This window comes from Anoxybacillus sp. UARK-01 (assembly GCF_002075365.1).
Classification (GTDB): Bacteria; Bacillota; Bacilli; order Bacillales; family Anoxybacillaceae; genus Anoxybacteroides; species Anoxybacteroides rupiense.
In genome coordinates, this window is the sequence record NZ_NASY01000032.1 from 116,190 (window position 1) to 131,667 (window position 15,478).

General features: G+C 41.7%; 20 protein-coding genes. 3 read left to right on the plus strand and 17 right to left on the minus strand.

Going from position 1 to position 15,478, the window contains the following annotated elements; genetic code table 11:
* The first annotated feature begins 125 nt into the window (after positions 1 to 125).
* A complete protein-coding gene (locus B6A27_RS06790) occupies positions 126 to 1,343 on the plus strand; it encodes a nucleotidyltransferase (protein ID WP_080860917.1) in 1,218 nt (405 codons plus the stop codon).
* Here B6A27_RS06790 and B6A27_RS06795 read toward each other — a convergent pair.
* The 5 genes from B6A27_RS06795 to B6A27_RS06815 all read right to left on the minus strand — a co-directional run bounded on the left by B6A27_RS06795 (position 1,322) and on the right by B6A27_RS06815 (position 6,788).
* Positions 1,322 to 2,341, minus strand: coding sequence for a SepM family pheromone-processing serine protease (locus B6A27_RS06795; protein ID WP_080860919.1), 1,020 nt, complete (start codon positions 2,339 to 2,341; stop codon positions 1,322 to 1,324). The two genes, B6A27_RS06790 and B6A27_RS06795, sit on opposite strands and share 22 nt — an antisense overlap.
* Entirely contained in the window at positions 2,338 to 3,126 is a 789-nt protein-coding gene (locus tag B6A27_RS06800; protein WP_080860921.1) for a patatin-like phospholipase family protein, read from the minus strand. The genes B6A27_RS06795 and B6A27_RS06800 overlap by 4 nt, the downstream gene beginning before the upstream one ends.
* Positions 3,127 to 3,947: 821 nt before the next feature.
* Positions 3,948 to 4,445: a pantetheine-phosphate adenylyltransferase gene (gene coaD / locus B6A27_RS06805; protein ID WP_066147113.1), complete on the minus strand. Its 498-nt coding sequence runs from the start codon at positions 4,443 to 4,445 to the stop codon at positions 3,948 to 3,950.
* A gap of 5 nt (positions 4,446 to 4,450) precedes the next feature.
* A complete protein-coding gene (rsmD, locus tag B6A27_RS06810) occupies positions 4,451 to 5,014 on the minus strand; it encodes a 16S rRNA (guanine(966)-N(2))-methyltransferase RsmD (RefSeq protein ID WP_080860923.1) in 564 nt (187 codons plus the stop codon).
* Between the two features lie 376 nt (positions 5,015 to 5,390).
* Positions 5,391 to 6,788, minus strand: coding sequence for a stalk domain-containing protein (locus B6A27_RS06815; protein ID WP_080860925.1), 1,398 nt, complete (start codon positions 6,786 to 6,788; stop codon positions 5,391 to 5,393).
* 162 nt (positions 6,789 to 6,950) lie between these two features.
* Here B6A27_RS06815 and B6A27_RS06820 point away from each other — a divergent pair, with 162 nt between their 5' ends.
* Positions 6,951 to 7,340: a DUF7147 family protein gene (locus tag B6A27_RS06820; protein WP_044746612.1), complete on the plus strand. Its 390-nt coding sequence runs from the start codon at positions 6,951 to 6,953 to the stop codon at positions 7,338 to 7,340.
* 51 nt (positions 7,341 to 7,391) lie between these two features.
* On the opposite strand, the gene B6A27_RS06825 is transcribed toward B6A27_RS06820, so the two are convergent.
* The 8 genes from B6A27_RS06825 to B6A27_RS19485 form a co-directional block, all read right to left on the minus strand.
* Positions 7,392 to 7,679, minus strand: coding sequence for a YlbG family protein (locus B6A27_RS06825; RefSeq protein ID WP_080860927.1), 288 nt, complete (start codon positions 7,677 to 7,679; stop codon positions 7,392 to 7,394).
* Positions 7,680 to 7,702: 23 nt separating this feature from the next.
* The gene (locus B6A27_RS06830; RefSeq protein ID WP_080860929.1) at positions 7,703 to 8,152 is read right to left on the minus strand and encodes a YlbF/YmcA family competence regulator; all 450 of its coding nucleotides are present in this window, start codon (positions 8,150 to 8,152) and stop codon (positions 7,703 to 7,705) included.
* A 104-nt stretch (positions 8,153 to 8,256) separates the two neighbouring features.
* A complete protein-coding gene (locus B6A27_RS06835) occupies positions 8,257 to 8,658 on the minus strand; it encodes a hypothetical protein (protein ID WP_080860931.1) in 402 nt (133 codons plus the stop codon).
* Positions 8,659 to 8,695: 37 nt separating this feature from the next.
* Complete coding sequence (locus B6A27_RS06840; RefSeq protein ID WP_044746615.1) at positions 8,696 to 8,929, minus strand: YlbE-like family protein; 234 nt, start codon at positions 8,927 to 8,929, stop codon at positions 8,696 to 8,698.
* Positions 8,930 to 8,941: 12 nt separating this feature from the next.
* Complete coding sequence (ylbD, locus tag B6A27_RS06845; protein WP_066147103.1) at positions 8,942 to 9,331, minus strand: YlbD family protein; 390 nt, start codon at positions 9,329 to 9,331, stop codon at positions 8,942 to 8,944.
* Between the two features lie 582 nt (positions 9,332 to 9,913).
* Positions 9,914 to 10,942 carry a CAP domain-containing protein gene (locus B6A27_RS06850; protein ID WP_080860933.1) on the minus strand — a complete coding sequence of 343 codons (1,029 nt, stop codon included), beginning with the start codon at positions 10,940 to 10,942 and terminating at the stop codon, positions 9,914 to 9,916.
* 94 nt (positions 10,943 to 11,036) lie between these two features.
* Positions 11,037 to 11,462 (minus strand): CBS domain-containing protein, encoded by a 426-nt coding sequence (locus B6A27_RS06855; protein WP_080860935.1) that lies wholly within the window; start codon positions 11,460 to 11,462, stop codon positions 11,037 to 11,039.
* A 128-nt stretch (positions 11,463 to 11,590) separates the two neighbouring features.
* The gene (locus tag B6A27_RS19485) at positions 11,591 to 11,965 is read right to left on the minus strand and encodes a CAP domain-containing protein (RefSeq protein ID WP_483294909.1); all 375 of its coding nucleotides are present in this window, start codon (positions 11,963 to 11,965) and stop codon (positions 11,591 to 11,593) included.
* Between the two features lie 299 nt (positions 11,966 to 12,264).
* On the opposite strand from B6A27_RS19485, the gene B6A27_RS06865 reads away from it, so the two are divergent.
* Positions 12,265 to 12,624: a YugN family protein gene (locus B6A27_RS06865; RefSeq protein ID WP_044746619.1), complete on the plus strand. Its 360-nt coding sequence runs from the start codon at positions 12,265 to 12,267 to the stop codon at positions 12,622 to 12,624.
* A 10-nt stretch (positions 12,625 to 12,634) separates the two neighbouring features.
* Here B6A27_RS06865 and B6A27_RS06870 read toward each other — a convergent pair whose 3' ends face one another.
* The 4 genes from B6A27_RS06870 to ctaF all read right to left on the minus strand — a co-directional run bounded on the left by B6A27_RS06870 (position 12,635) and on the right by ctaF (position 15,475).
* Complete coding sequence (locus tag B6A27_RS06870) at positions 12,635 to 12,946, minus strand: Asp23/Gls24 family envelope stress response protein (RefSeq protein ID WP_066147095.1); 312 nt, start codon at positions 12,944 to 12,946, stop codon at positions 12,635 to 12,637.
* A 694-nt stretch (positions 12,947 to 13,640) separates the two neighbouring features.
* Entirely contained in the window at positions 13,641 to 14,108 is a 468-nt protein-coding gene (locus tag B6A27_RS06875; protein ID WP_066147093.1) for a DUF420 domain-containing protein, read from the minus strand.
* A gap of 24 nt (positions 14,109 to 14,132) precedes the next feature.
* Entirely contained in the window at positions 14,133 to 15,038 is a 906-nt protein-coding gene (gene ctaG / locus B6A27_RS06880) for a cytochrome c oxidase assembly factor CtaG (protein ID WP_080860938.1), read from the minus strand.
* 104 nt (positions 15,039 to 15,142) lie between these two features.
* Positions 15,143 to 15,475: a cytochrome c oxidase subunit IVB gene (gene ctaF / locus B6A27_RS06885; protein WP_066147089.1), complete on the minus strand. Its 333-nt coding sequence runs from the start codon at positions 15,473 to 15,475 to the stop codon at positions 15,143 to 15,145.
* Positions 15,476 to 15,478 lie beyond the last annotated feature (3 nt).

Here is a 15,478-nt window from a genome sequence, read left to right on the forward strand (position 1 = left end):
AGAAAATTATACGTTTCGTTTCCCTGTTTGTCAATATTTTTTCTTTACAGTATAATGATTGTCAGTTTACATTCAATGTATCACGTTTTGATCAAAAAAACAAAATTTCAAGCGGGGAGGCAAAAATGAAGGCAGTTGGAATCGTCGTTGAATATAATCCGTTTCATAACGGACACTTGTATCATCTCCAAGAAACGAAAAAAAAGACAGGCGCTGATTGTGTCATTGCCGTTATGAGTGGCAACTTTCTGCAAAGAGGAGAACCAGCGCTCGTTTCCAAATGGGCTCGCACATCTATGGCCATCTCAGCTGGTGTCGACCTCGTCATCGAGCTTCCTTATACATTTGCCGTCCAATCAGCAGAACGGTTCGCCACTGGAGCTGTCGCACTGCTTGATGCATTGTATTGCGCCGAGCTTTGTTTTGGGAGCGAAAATGGCGAAATTGAGCCGTTTCTTCAAGCGGTCCAAACGATCAAACGGCAGCAATCACGGTACAACCAATCCATTCAGCAAGCTCTCAAAGACGGTATGAGCTATCCACAAGCAGTCACATATGCTTGTAGACAGCTTGAGATGAAGGAAATCGATTTAGCTCAACCAAATAATATTCTCGGTTTTTCCTATGTGAAAGCGATTATCGAGCAAAAGAGCGCGATGGTTCCCCAAACGATTCAACGGATCGCTTCCGGATATCACGATGAAGTTTTTTCTCATCCGTGGATCGCCAGTGCAACGAGCTTAAGAAAAGCACTAAATGGAGCGATTGAAGCGCTTGAACACATTTCGCCCTATACTCCCTTCTCTACCAAAAAGGCTCTTGAGAAATATTATGCAGTATATGGCACATTCCATCGTTGGGATCCATATTTTCCGTTTTTGAAGTACCGCATCATGACAAGTGAAGAAAGCGATTTACAAAGCATTGTCGGCGTAGATGAAGGCATTGAGTATCGACTCAAACAGGCCATTACAGAAGCCGAAACATTTGAGCAATTTCTCCATTCTGTCAAAACCAAACGATATACATGGACTCGTTTACAAAGAATGTGTGTCCATATTCTAACCCATTTTAAAAAAGAGCAAATGAATGGGATCAAAAGCCCCTCTTATATTCGTCTGCTTGGCATGAGTGACAACGGACGCCTCTATTTGCAAATGATAAAAAAACGGCTTTCGCTGCCGCTTGTAACAACCGTATCACGCCTGCAAAAGGATGTGATATACCAGCAAGAAAAAAAAGCGGTAGCTGCTTATACCGCTATTTTTTCCGAGACTACTCGCATTCAAGCACTTAAAGAGGAATATGCGACACCTCCTGTTCATTTCAACTCTTGCAAATAACGAAGGGCATCAGAAAACGTGTCGACCGGAACAATTTTCATCTTTGTTCCGATTTTTTTTGCCGTTTTGACAGCTTCGCGATAATTCGAGTTTTTCGCTCCCTTCTCGTTTGGAGCAAAGAAAATATCGGCACCAGCTTGATCAGCAGCCACAATTTTTTGCGATATTCCCCCAATAGGGCCAACCTCACCATTCATGTTGATGGTGCCGGTTCCAGCGATCTTATATCCCTTTGTAATATCTTCATCAACAAGCTGATTATAAATTTCTAAAGAAAACATCAGTCCTGCAGACGGCCCGCCAATTTTTTCTGAATCAACGCGAACAGAGGGCTGCGTCGTAATATGATAATCGGTCATTGGCGAGATACCAAGTCCGATTTGCTTTGGTTCTTGCGGAAATGGTGCCAACGCAATCGAGGCTGTCTTTTCTTTTCCTTTTCTTTCCCATGTAATCGAAACGGAATCTCCTTTTTTCTTTTGCCGCACATATTGGATTAATTGTTCTGCTGTCCCAATTTCTTTTCCATCTACACGAACAATGCGGTCTCCCACATGCAAAATATGCGCTGCTGGCATTCCATCGACAAGGCTCATGACATAAACCCCATTCGGACGATAAGAAACAGGCTTACGGGCATGTTTATAGGCGACAACAATCGCAGATTCTTTTGACTCCTTCATTAAATGGAGCTGTCGAAGGGTATACTCTTCATCCGTTTCCCCTTCTTGCTTGATTTCCTGCAATGGATAAAGCTCGTAATACGGACGGATATGAGCAAGCAAGTAATAGGCGATATTCGCTCGCCCCATTCGCACAGTTGTCAGCATAAAGCTCCCTTGATCCTCATCGCCTTGATCAACGTGAACGAGCGGTTCTAATTTTTGGGCTGTACCCGGCATCGTCACATAATACGGAAGCTGCACAAAAATAAAAAGCAGGCTAGCTGCTACCCCAATTAACAGTGAAATAATATAGGCTCTTGCTCTTTTTTTCATTTATGATGTTGCTCCTTCCATTTCGCAATTGCTTCACGGATTCTAGGAATTTGCTTTCGCGCCTCTTCTTCCCCGATTTCAATAATTTCTTCAATATGAGTAAATGCTCGAGAGCTATATTGCTCTACACGCGGACGGATCATAACATCTGAAGCAAATTCACGATGACGGACAAGTTCATCCTGGAGAATATCAATGCTTTGCAAAATGACATCAAAAATCGAGGAGATGGCATCGGTTACCTTTACATGAGAGACATCGACGCCAATCACGACATCCGCTCCCATCGTGCGCGCTACCGAAACTGGAATGCGGTCAATGACGCCCCCATCGACAAGCATCCGACCATCGATGGTTTCAGGAACAAAAATTCCCGGAATCGAAATACTGGCACGAACAGCATCCGCTACCACGCCGCTTCGAAACACCACTTTTTCGCAGCGCTGAAGATCTGTTGCTACAATGGCAATCGGAATCTGCAGCTCCTCAATTTTTTTCCCTTTTGTTACCAACCAAATAAATTCCTTTATTCTCTTTCCTGCAATAAGCCCCATTTTCGGAATCGTCACATCAATGTAGTCGTTTCTGCGGAAGGCCTTTGCTAATTTGTATAGGCGCTCGACCCCTAATCCGCTCGCATATAACGCCGCGACAAGCGCCCCCATGCTGCTTCCTGCTATGTAATGAATCGGAATCCGCTCTTCCTCCAACACTTTAATAATACCAAGGTGCGCAAAGCCTCTTGCTCCTCCGGAACCTAGCGCTAAGCCAATTCTCGGTTCCATCCCCTTTCCTCCTTTTGACTCTTCCATCTCTTTCAGCCTCAGCTTCCCCTTGCATATTTAATTTATGTCGATCATACGTAAAAATGCTTTTTATCGCTCATGTGTCGAGACCACTTGCTTTGATCTTGAAACGATTTCTCCATCGCCATATGCCTCGCTTTACTTCCTGTGGACAGCAGCAAATCCCGTATGCCAAGCGAACCGCTCTCTGAACGTCGTTACGCCATACGAAAACTACATCGAGCAACTTGACATGTGAAGGGAATTGGCGTTGCTCCAAGCTTCGCCGCGCATCCGTGTGACAAAAAAGCGAGTCACGGGATTCTTCCAACTATGGATTTTTACAGCTACCGTTCGTTTCATTTTTAAGGTGTTTATATCGTTTCTATCCATCAAGAATTCTCTATTATTTTACTATGATAAGCGAACAAGAGAAAAGCTATGAGCATTTATATAGAGAAAGTCGCCTCCCTTGTGCCGCTTTCTCAATCGAAACTTATCTATTTCGTCTACTGGCTAAAATTGCATTCGATCATGATCCGTTTTCGGTTTCTATCGATATAGCTGTTAAGCATGACAGGCAACTATGTATAAAGATGAAACGTACCGTCCATTCAAAGGCTGACACTCATTTTTTCGACAACTGGAGGCAAGTTATACCGAAATAGGGCCTTTGTCCCTTTATAACTAAGCTAGCCCCAGACGACCGATCTCCCATCCGTCTTCAAAATTGTATGGACATAGCAACTTTTTACGGCCATAATAAAGAGGCTGACTGAAGCAAGGACAATTCCTTTTCAGTCAGCTTTCTTTTTACAAGACTATTGCTGCGATAAAAAAGAATGAAATTTTTGGCGAAGCGCTTCTTCGACAATTGGCGGTACCAGTTCAGAAATGTTGCCGTTATATTTTGCCACTTCCTTAACAATGCTTGAGCTTAAAAAAGCATACTGGCTATTCGTCATCATAAAAAAGGTTTCAATATTCTCATCAAGCACGCGGTTCATCGACGTAATTTGCATCTCATACTCAAAATCGGAGACTGCCCGCAGCCCTCTTAAAATAGCGTTAGCCTTTTTCGTACGAGCATAATCAATGAGAAGACCGTTAAAAGATTCGACCATAACATTTTTAAAAGGCTTGACCACTTCTTTCAACAGCTCTATTCTTTCTTCAACTGAAAACAGCGGCTTTTTTGACGAGTTATTCAAAACCGCAACATATACTTGATCAAATACCTTCGCTCCGCGGCGAATAATATCTAAATGTCCATATGTAACCGGATCAAAGCTGCCCGGACAAACAGCAATGCTCGCCATGAAACCTATTCCCCCTTCTGTGTATAAGCGTAAATAGAAACAGCGGTAATGCCGTAAACTTCGTGCTTTATTCTCACTAAGTTTCCGATTCTGTCAGGAAGCTCAATATCATGCGCATGCTCCGCAACAATAAACCCATTTTTCTCCAAAAGAGAATGCTCATCAATAAAGGAAATGAGCGCCTGCAATTTTTGCTTCTTATAAGGTGGATCAAGAAAAATTAAATGAAATCGCAGCTGACGTTTTATAATCGCTTTTAATGCTCGCTCTGCGTCATTGCGATAAATTTCTGACTGTTCTTTCAACCCGCACGCTTCTACATTTTTGCGAATCGTCTGGACCGCTTTTGCGTCATGATCGACAAAAATCATCGAATGCAAACCGCGGCTTAGCGCTTCTATTCCCAATCCGCCGCTTCCTCCGAATAAATCGAGCCCGATTCCTCCTGAAAAATAAGGGCCAACCATATTAAAAATCGCTTCTTTTACTTTATCTGTCGTCGGTCTTGTCGACATGCCTGGAACCGCTTGCAATACTCTCCCCTTACACTTTCCAGAAATTACTCTCATGATGCCTCACCATACTTCAAACATTTCTTTCCCTATCCTATCACAAACGTGCTGACCGTTTCCAGTCGTTTTTATCCCCGCGTTTTTGCAAAAAATAAAATAGGATGTATACAAATTCATTCATTGGTCATACTGATTAATGGCAACGTCCATATGGGTGTTGTTGCCAATCACGGAGAAGACTTACGTTTCCCCATAAGTTCTTCCTCCGGTTTCTCCTCTCCCTTTTCCTTTAGCTTATGCGTTCCTTTTCGATGCGCAGGAACAAATAAGCATAAAAGGCCCTGCAGGAAAACTGCAGGGATTTTTTTATGATATGAGAATTGATATATGACTCTTTTTTAAAGAAACCAAGCGCCATCGGTGAGCGCTTTTCTTATGAGCCATGCACATAAATATTTTGAGAGCTTGTCCAAACCTCGATGGAAAACCAGTGCTGAATCATATCTGCACTCATGTATAAAGTACCATTTAAATCATGGATGATGATGGAGGGCATCCCAAATTGATCGTTTTCTTTCATGTAAACAGGTGAATTGACAAAAAAACGCCAACGGTTGCTGCCCTTTTCAATAAATACAGCATCGCCGGACTGAGTAACGTGATAGCCAAGTTTCTCCATCACTTCTTTAAACGGCAATAGCAACTCACCGCCTCGCAAAACGGCTTTTCCTTCTTTCAAAACCTTGTCATTTACATATAGATTTCCTTCATTAGTAAACACGAGATCAAGATTTTTTTTGGCTGTTAATAAATCAGCAAAATAAGTCGTCTTCCCTAAATGAGCTTTTGTTAACGCCTTATCCAGCAAAGCCGGAGTCAGTTTTTCTCCTTTATGCTGCAAAATAGTGGAAAGAAACTCTTGTCTCTCTTCTTCCGTTAGATTTTGCTGAAACTGCTGCAGCACCGCTTTTGCCCGAGAGGTGGTCGCTGGCTTCTGAAAGGTGAGGGCTGTCAATAAATCTGCGAGCCACTCGTTCATCAAAGCATTTGGTGCAAAATAAGAAGCATAATAGGCCCGCATATATTGTTCACGAACAGCAGAAAGTGATCCCGATTCCGGTATGACAACTAACACGGGGGATATGTGCTGATCGTTCTGTGGCGATTGTACAATCGTCAAGGATGGGACGTCCGCCCATTTTTGCAGCTTTCCATTCCCCATTGGACGCTTTCCATATACTTCAATGTCACCATCTACTTGCCTTGGCAGCTCAGAAGGATAAAAATAAAGCGGAAATGATAGCAAATTCGCTTGCGACCAAGAGTAAAGGGTGAACGCTTGCTTCTTGATCTTCGCTTCGAGCGGAGCCCCGGCTATCCACATTCCATCTTTCGTCGCATAATCGACAAACTGCACATGAAATTTTTGTGTTTGCTTTGTCACAAACATAACAGACCAATGTTCAAGCCAAATCGTTTTCGATATCGGCAGCGGAATCATGTATTGCATAATCAACCGTTCATGTTCTTTTCCTTCAATAGACGATGCTCCAGCATTCAAGCCGTTCTGCCTGTTTTCTTTATCTCCGAATCGATATCGAAATTGCTGCGCTTCCTTTGGCACAACGATTTCATACGATTGATTCTTTAGCCCATCAACCGTTTGCGTAATTTCTAGACTCCCCTCTTCATGTCGAATATCAATGGAATGAACCAGCGGTGCGTGATCGTTGACCTGATTACTTTTTTCATAATCTCGCCATTGCATATAAGCAGTGCCACCGCTTATCCCTAAAAAGATCATCATCATTAAAATGGCCGTTCGTACCATGCTGCGATCCCTCATTCGGTTAGTTTCTTACAATATTTACTACACATTAAAGATATCAAAAAAACGCTAGAATTTGTATAAAAATGTCGAAATTTGTTTATCTTTTTTGGAAACAATGGTAAAGTAATAAATTGGAGAAAAACAGGGAAGGGGGAATCCTACATGATTCAGCGATTTATTGAACTTGGAGAAGGGTATTCAGATATTTATGAGCTCATTGAATTAGCCAAAGTCAACCAGCACCGCCTATCGGGGCTTTTTGCCTTTCACACCGTTAAGCATGGACAGCCGGTTACATCCTTAGTCGTTGTGCTTCATCCAACAGATCCAGGCGATTTTCAGCCTTTGTACATTTGCCGCGAAGGCATTCCAAATCCGTCAGTCAAACCAAATAAGCGATACGATCTGTTTGCCGAGTTAGCAAAAGAGCTCAACCTTGAGATTATCCATCTTGAAGTAAAACCATCCACTTTTTTCGCGGAGGTAGAGCTCTATTATCAGCATTTGATTGGCATTATGCGAATGAATCGTTTCATTCCGCCTCTGCAGTAATTACAACGTCAATCAATAAAAAGCGGCTGACTTCAAGTACAAAGTCAGCCGTTATTCGACCGTATAGCCCAGCTTGTAGCTTTGTTCTTTTTCCTTCTCACCGTCTCTTTTTGACTCAAACTCCATCTTCAAAAACGGACGATAGGAAGGTTCCACTTTTTTTACAAATGGCAAAGAAGCGATCTTCTTCATAAGAACATCCGCCTCTTCCATATTGCAGTACAACACTGCATATTTCAAGCGCTTCGATACATAATGAATGTTGCCAAATTTGCGTAAATGTTTACTATGCTTCAATGAGTATAGCCAAACAATGATTCCTTGACGTTTCCGAAACATACTCTTAATTCCCCTTTGACAGATTACGATCGGCAGCCGCAGCTTCCTCCTGTGCCACATCCGCCTGAACAGCTGGATAAAGCAGTAAAATACGGATTCCCTGTCGGTACTTTCACTTGTTCCGATACAGCTCTTCCAATAAGCACACTCACTTCATCTAACAATTCTTGCAGCTCATTTTCCGCTTTTTTGAATGCGGCAATGCTATCATGAAAGTCTAATTTTCGCTTAATTTCGCGTATTTCCTTCATCACTGTTTGGTAATCTGGATGGTACTTTCCAAAACGCTGTACTTCTTCATAACGCTCTTTTATGGCTATAAACTGCTTAATCAGCTGCTGTGCCACACGGTCATTTTTTAAACGCTGCCAACAGCTGCGGTAATATTCCGCCGCCGCCGACTGAACAATCATTTTTCCTAACGATTCGGCTTTATTTAAAATCTCGAGCCGTTCGAGCGTCGCAATCATCACTTTGTATAAGCACCTCCATGTTATCATCATATCATGAGAACAGTCTAGAAGAAAAGCAAAGCGCAGAACAAAAAAATAGTCTGACTTACCCGCCAGACCTTCCATTATGGAATATTCACTTCAAATTCGCTTGATACACCATATTTACTTTCATCATCACGAACAAGCTCAAGACGGATCTGATGCTTTCCTGATGGCAGCCCTCTTAAAACAAAAGCAGCTGTAAATACTTCATTTATTTTCTGTCCATTTAAATATACATTAATGTGTCCATTGCCATGAGCTTTGTCACCTTTAGTAAAGGAAAAATGATCGATAACGCATTCAACCAATACATCTTTTCCTCGCATTTCATGCTTAACATGCATCGTCTGAGCTGCTGGGGCTTGCATGGAAACAGCAGCCGAGACCTGCTGCATCGTTTCAGGCTGCGGCTTATGATGAACGCATGCGGTCAAAGCCGCTATCGCAAAAACCATCGCTAGTTGTTTTAGTTGCAAAGACATCACTCCTTTAGGAGTAGTCTTTGCATTTTTTTTTTAATTACTCTTGCATCCCTTGGAACATATTGAACATAAGTGCCGCCATTTCCAGCGAATTAGCTATTTTCTCCACTTTTTGCGGCAATGTTTGTTCATAATATTCTTTCGCTGCTGCTTCGAATGCTGCCACTTGGTTTGGATCACGCGATAATGTTCGGTACCATCGCGGTTGCTCGCGAATAAATGCCTGAAGCATTTTTTTAGAATGAATGTATTGAACAAGTTCTTTTCTCATCAATCGCAACCTCTAATCTTTGCGGAATGAAAACGGATGATGCTCGCGCGAAACCGTTGACGACGGCTGTCTCATTCCTTGTAACTGTCCGATCATACTTTGAATAGCAGAAATGGCTTGTTGAGCACTTGAAATATGCTTCTGCACCTCATTCGGATCCATATTTTTCAACGTAGCTAAAAGTTTATTGATAAATGGGTGATGCTCCCCGTCTTCCTCTGCTTGCTTTACTTGCTCCGCTTTGTATTCATTCCAGATCTCATCTTCTTCGCCAAACAAATACCAATCTTCATAAAACTGCTTCCACGTTTTTTTTCCGTTTCTTACTTCTTGAATGATTTTAGGATGCTTTTTTACAAACTGTTTAAACTGTTCCACAGAAGGATGTAGATTCTTTTCCATATCCCTTCTACCTCCCCTTTACTTACCTAACATATACTATTCGACTAAGCGAATATGGCGTGCGCCCATTTTTATCTAATGGAACAGATGGATCTCTCACACCTATCCCCCGTTAAAAGGAGAGCTTCTCGGTGGAGTATGTTCAACATGCGGGTTACGCCATGCTTTTTCTTTTTTGAATTGTTTTGGTTCAAGCGGAAAGGTACTTAGCCTTTTCCTATTGGAGCTTTCTATAAATTTAGATTGAAAAATCGACAGAATGAAAAACGTTTCTAATGAACGGAAAAGAACCACTGAAAATGGTTTTCGAAGGTTGAAAAAGAAACTGGCCTTTATTAAAATACAACTTTAATTCGCCAACATTTGTCCTCAAATGAGCGAGCCGTGATTTGATTTTGCCGATCGGGCAACCGAATAACGCCGCTCCCTGACCAATTTATTGGTCAGGAAGCGGCTAGTTGTTCGCTCATCAATCATCCGGGACAAGTCGATGACTGGACTCCGACCGTCGCTTCCCTTATAAAAATTAGGGTGAAAAAGAAAAAAAGTGAACAGCCATCACTTGCATTATAAAGTCATTGCCTAATTCGTCGAGACTTCCCATGGTTTCAGAAAATCTTGGGTATAATATTGTCCTGACACTCCAACACCAAGATGAGTAAATTGCGGGCTAAGCAGCGTGTCTCGATGGCTTTTGCTGTTGAGCCATCCTTTAACAGCCGCAATTGCATCTATATATTGGGCCGCAATATTCTCACCAGCGATTTGAAACGGGATATGAGCCGCTAACAAGCGTTTTTTTAGATCACCATAAGTCGGAGACTGATGAGAAAAATAATGGTTTTCGTTCATATCCTGGCTATGCGCATAAGCAGCCTCCGCTGCTTTATCGTGCCAACGCAATGGTGCAACCTTATAGCGGCTCCTAATTACATTGGTAATCTCAAAAATTTGCCTTGCATTCGCCGTCTCTACTTGCTTTTGCTCCACTAAAGATAAAGGGCGTGCTGTCGGCAGCTCTCCTCGGTACACTAGTTCATACGGTCGCAGTTTTACCAGTGTTTCCCCATCCATAATTCGAATGCCTGAAATCGTTTCATTAAAATGATCAAGATAAAATTGCACATAGACATCATTTAAACGAACGATGGGCTGGATCGTCATATCTTGTTCCGATAGTTCAAAACGGTATGTTCCCGTACGGAGGGATACTTCCAGCGTTGAAGATACGGGAATCCGCTTAAATAACTGCTGCACAGGCTGACCAATTCGAAAAGGAGAGACATCTACCTGATCACCGCATATAAAGACAGTGACAACGCGGCCATTCAGCACGCCAATTTGTAAATACGTACTCGCTTGCTGGTTGTAAATCCACCATTTGTAGTCATAAGCTGAGGCGTCCACTCGCGTTGGTTGTCCAAATTGCTTTTTTATTTGCTCTTCTGTCTTGCCAATCAAAGACAATGCTCCTGTCATGATGACCGGTTGCTTTTCAAGCTGCTGCTGACTTTCTTTTTGTGATGATGAAGAATTTAACGGAGGGATATGGGTAGGGAAAAAATACAAAAAGCTAATTAATAAGATAAAAAACAGAAAAAACCATTTCACTAGGCAGCCCACCTTCATACAATCTCTTATTGACATTATATCCTGTTTTGTCTGCAAAAAAAACGAAACCCCTTATGAAAAAGGGATTTCGTTTTTAATCGACAATATGTTGCTCTGAAATAGAGGTCAATGCCTGACCAGCACTTTCATCCGAAGCTTCGTTTGTCGCCAAGTCTCCAAGAGAGATAATGCCGATCAGCTTATTATGTTCAACAACCGGCAAGCGACGAATTTGCTGCTTAGCCATTTGCTGTGCTGCCTCTTGAACAGATAGGTCCGGCGATATTGCCATGACATTTCGCGTCATCACTTCGGTTACTTGGCTAGATCCTGGTCGTTTTTCTGCGATCCCGCGAACAACAAGGTCACGGTCGGTCACCATTCCAACAATCTCACCGTTTTCTACTATCGGTATCGCTCCAACATTCAGATCCCGCATTTTTACCGCTGCTTCAAACACGTTATCAAGAGGCGTGCAATAATCGACCTGTGTTGTCATCACTTCACGTACCGTTTTCATGGTTTTCGTCTCCTCCTATTCTCTATTTTCCAATCAACATTTGCATCCAATAATAGCCATACGGGCCGCCCTTTGCATCCCCCACTCCAATCGGTGTATACTCCTTGTTGGAAAGATTAGTCCTAAGACTATCTATCTAAGCGCTGACCTCTTACCGAGTCGAGTATCACCACTGCAGCATTTTCTCCTGCTGATCGATCGCTAATTCCAAAATGATGGATCATCGTAAATGATGATTTACACACATGTGAAAAATAATTTTTATCTCTCATGTCCACCGATTTATATCGTGCGACACGAGCCAATTCCCAATCAGTCTGCAGTGGACGCAAACAGCATTTTGCCCTCTGCTCGTTTGTTAAACGGATCACTTCACTTTCCGTTTGTTTGGCACAATCTAAAACGCAAATATCTCTGGGATCCATAAGCGTCGGGTGAAAAATGGCGGATTGACAGCCATCTTCTCTGACAATCCAACTTTGTAACGAACGGCTATTTTCCACAAACTATCCTCCGGTTGGACCATATAGGTCGTCGTTCCTTGCTCATGAACGCTAAGTGGTATACTGATAGTAAAAATCAACATACTCATCAGTAAAGATATCCCGATTTTTCCGTGTTTATCTCCCTCCTTTGCTTTTTAGTTTCACCAAAAAAAATAAAAAACGACGAATATCATAAAATTTTTCACACTGTTTCGTCAAAAATAAACTATTGATTGAAAGTTGAACGCTTTCATACTATTATAAATGGAGAAGGATTTTTCCTTTACCGGGAATTGGTGCATAGGAGGGAATATAGAATGAAATTTGAAAATACAGGAATTGAAAACCAAACAGCTGAATTATCTGATTTAGACGAATTGATGGAAAATCTAGGATTTGTACGTGCAGGACAATGGGATTATGAACGTGTTACATACGATCGCAAATTCGAAATTAAAAACGATGTATACTATCTTCGAGTACAAGGCTATGCAGTTGAAGGAGAGGTTGATTCGCGTTATGCGCTCATCAAATTAATCACTCCGATTCTTGGCAAGCACTATTATCCGCACGGCGTTGAGTATGGGGAAGGAGAAAATTTTCCAACTTCGTTGATTAATCAATGTCAAACCCTTTTAGAAAAACTTAAAAGTGAATTAACAAAAATCAATGCATGAGATCACGATCTCATGCATTTTTTTCTTGATGATCTATTAGACGTTTTACAAAAATATGGACATGCTTGACCTTGAACGGAGTCATTGTTTCGATTTCACGAGCAATTCGCTCCTGCATTTCCTCACACACAGAAATAATGGACGAACTGGTCCGCATCACAGCAGTGATTATAATCGTACAGGCAAAACCTTCATTTAGCAAAATATCAACCGTTGTTTCATCTATGACGATTTCTTGCCGTTCGTGCAAACACATCATCGCAACGGTCATCAATGTCGAATAAGCTGCATTCGGTCGACGCAAGCGAATGGCCCCTTTCATTTTTCATCACCCGAACCTATATGAAGAAATTCATACCTTTTCTAACATCCAAACATGCGACCGATATACCATCGCTGAACACCTCAACATTTGTATGAATAAAAGCCCCGCATGGCTTTCAACTGATTAGACTTTGATCAATTCCTTCGCGTCGCACAACTTGTCTTCGAGCGCCAAAAACAGCTGCCACCTTCTCACTTTCCGGATCTGATTCATGCCCTCTCAAGTTTTATTTATATATTATAACCATGATGCTAGAGGAATGTTACGCGCAACGATATAGACATAACTTGACATGCCTCCATTTGCATGGAGACGGGGCTCAATAGTCAGGTGAGCGAACCGCGCTGATTCACAAAACCAGCCATGAGCCTGAACACGTTGTCGTTTCATCCTTTGCTACACAATTATCCTTCCATTCCGACCGTAAATTTTGCAGATACCGTTCGTTTCATCTTTTCCGTTGTCTTTATACAGCATGAGAACACTAAAGTGAATCGATTCTACCTGACGCCATGCTTCTATAATGATCAGGAGTGTTAATTAGCCAATCCCCGAAGTTGGCGAGCAAATCGGCTTCATGCTTAAGTAAAATAACGGATCTTCAACACTAGTGCTATATGATATTTATATGCTGCCTGCCCTCTCTTGTTTCTTCATAAAAGAAAACCCCCGGCATTTGCCGCGGGGAGCGCTAATACCCTAAAATCGCTTTAATCATGGAGGTAGTTTCCCCACCATGATAGACGACATAGAGAAGGCAGTAAACGACAACTCCTGTCACTGCCGTAAAAAACCAAATAACACTTGTAATCGGTCCTAATTTTTTATGTTTAATCAAATTGTTTTTCCATCCCGTTAAAAGTGTAACAACGCCAAAAACAGCGCCGACAGTCGCTAGTACGATATGGAAGAAGAGAAAAATAGTATAATAAACTTTTACTGAAGCAGGGCCACCAAAGCTTGTGTTCCCGATAAATACAGTTCTTGACAAATAAATCAGAAAAAAGGCAAGTGCAAAAATCGCTGCCCAAAGCATGGTTTTCTTATGCGCTTCGATCCTTTTTTTTCGAATGAGATACCAGCCATACGCTACCAGCGCAGCACTAATAACAATGCAGCTTGTACTGATAGTGGGCAAAATTGGCAATGAATGTGTCATATCCTCTCCTCGCTTCGTCTTTAATTATGATTCGGAAGGGTGTGGTGGTACAACTGTTTCTATCGATTCCTTCTCGCGTTCTTTTTGATACCATTCAATAAACACAAAAAACAGCATAGCTCCATACACAATTTCTTGAATAATTTTCATTAAAACACCGCCTAGCTGTTGGTCATGAAGAAGAGACATCGATAGAAACATTTCTGGTCCCGTTAAATGCAAAGATGCCAACGTTGCTTTAGGCACACACAGCTGCAAAGCGTTGAGCCATGCCTGCGGATCGGAAAATGTTCGATAAAGCGGTTCATCCGCAAAAATAATTAGAGCACATGCAGGCGTCAGCAGCACACCATTAGCGAAAATATACCCAACCTTTTTAATTCCTGAAAGAGTTTGCCATTCGGTCAGCTTGTTCAGCATCGGCCACCACATAAAAAACGCTGCTATAAAAATGAGGGTAGTCACAGCTGCATGATACAGCACATTCGTTTTAATAGCATCAAAAATCAATGGCACATGATAAAAAGAAAATAAGCCATTAAACAATAACAAAGAAATAAGCGGTTTTGTAAAAAAGGAAAACAGCTTTTTGATGATGGCCATACTGAACAATTTTTCATACATCCAATTAGGAATACCTAAAATAAAGCATGGTGGAATAATTAAATATAAAACTGCCATTTGCGTCATATGGGCACTAAACATTAAATGACCAAGTAAATCAATTGGCGATCCTTTTATTATATAAAGCAGAGCCATTCCGATTAAAAAATACGTTTTTTGCTTTGCCGATGTGGGGCCCTCTGTCGTCCATTTTTTTTGCCACGGCCCAACTGCCAATATATAAAATAAACTGATCAATAATAGCGCGATGAGAAAAAACGGGCTCCACAAAGCCATAAACCCAAACATTTGCAATGATGATAGCATACTTCCCCCTCCTTCACTATTATACTACACGACTGTCGTTTGTCCACGAACTTTCACCTATGACACGAAAAAGGAAATCAGCTTGGGCTGATTTCCTTTTTCTATTACCACCAAACAATTGTCATAAAAGCCCAGATCGTAACAAAAGCTACCAATACACCACCATAAAGAAACAAAGCTGGAATTTCATGGCCTTTATGACTCATATGCATAAAGTAATACAATTGGAACGCTACTTGCACAGCGGCAAGGAGCAAAATAAACGGAACGGAAAACCAGTGTGAAAATTCATCATAACCAACTGCAAAAAACGCCACAAGTGTCAAAGCAATCATTAAAGCAAACGAAATGACCTGATGCTTCATTTCAGCAGCATTTTTTTTGCGACGATACGCTAAGTCTACCTTTGGGTTGCCTGCATTTGTAGGATTTGCCATAAA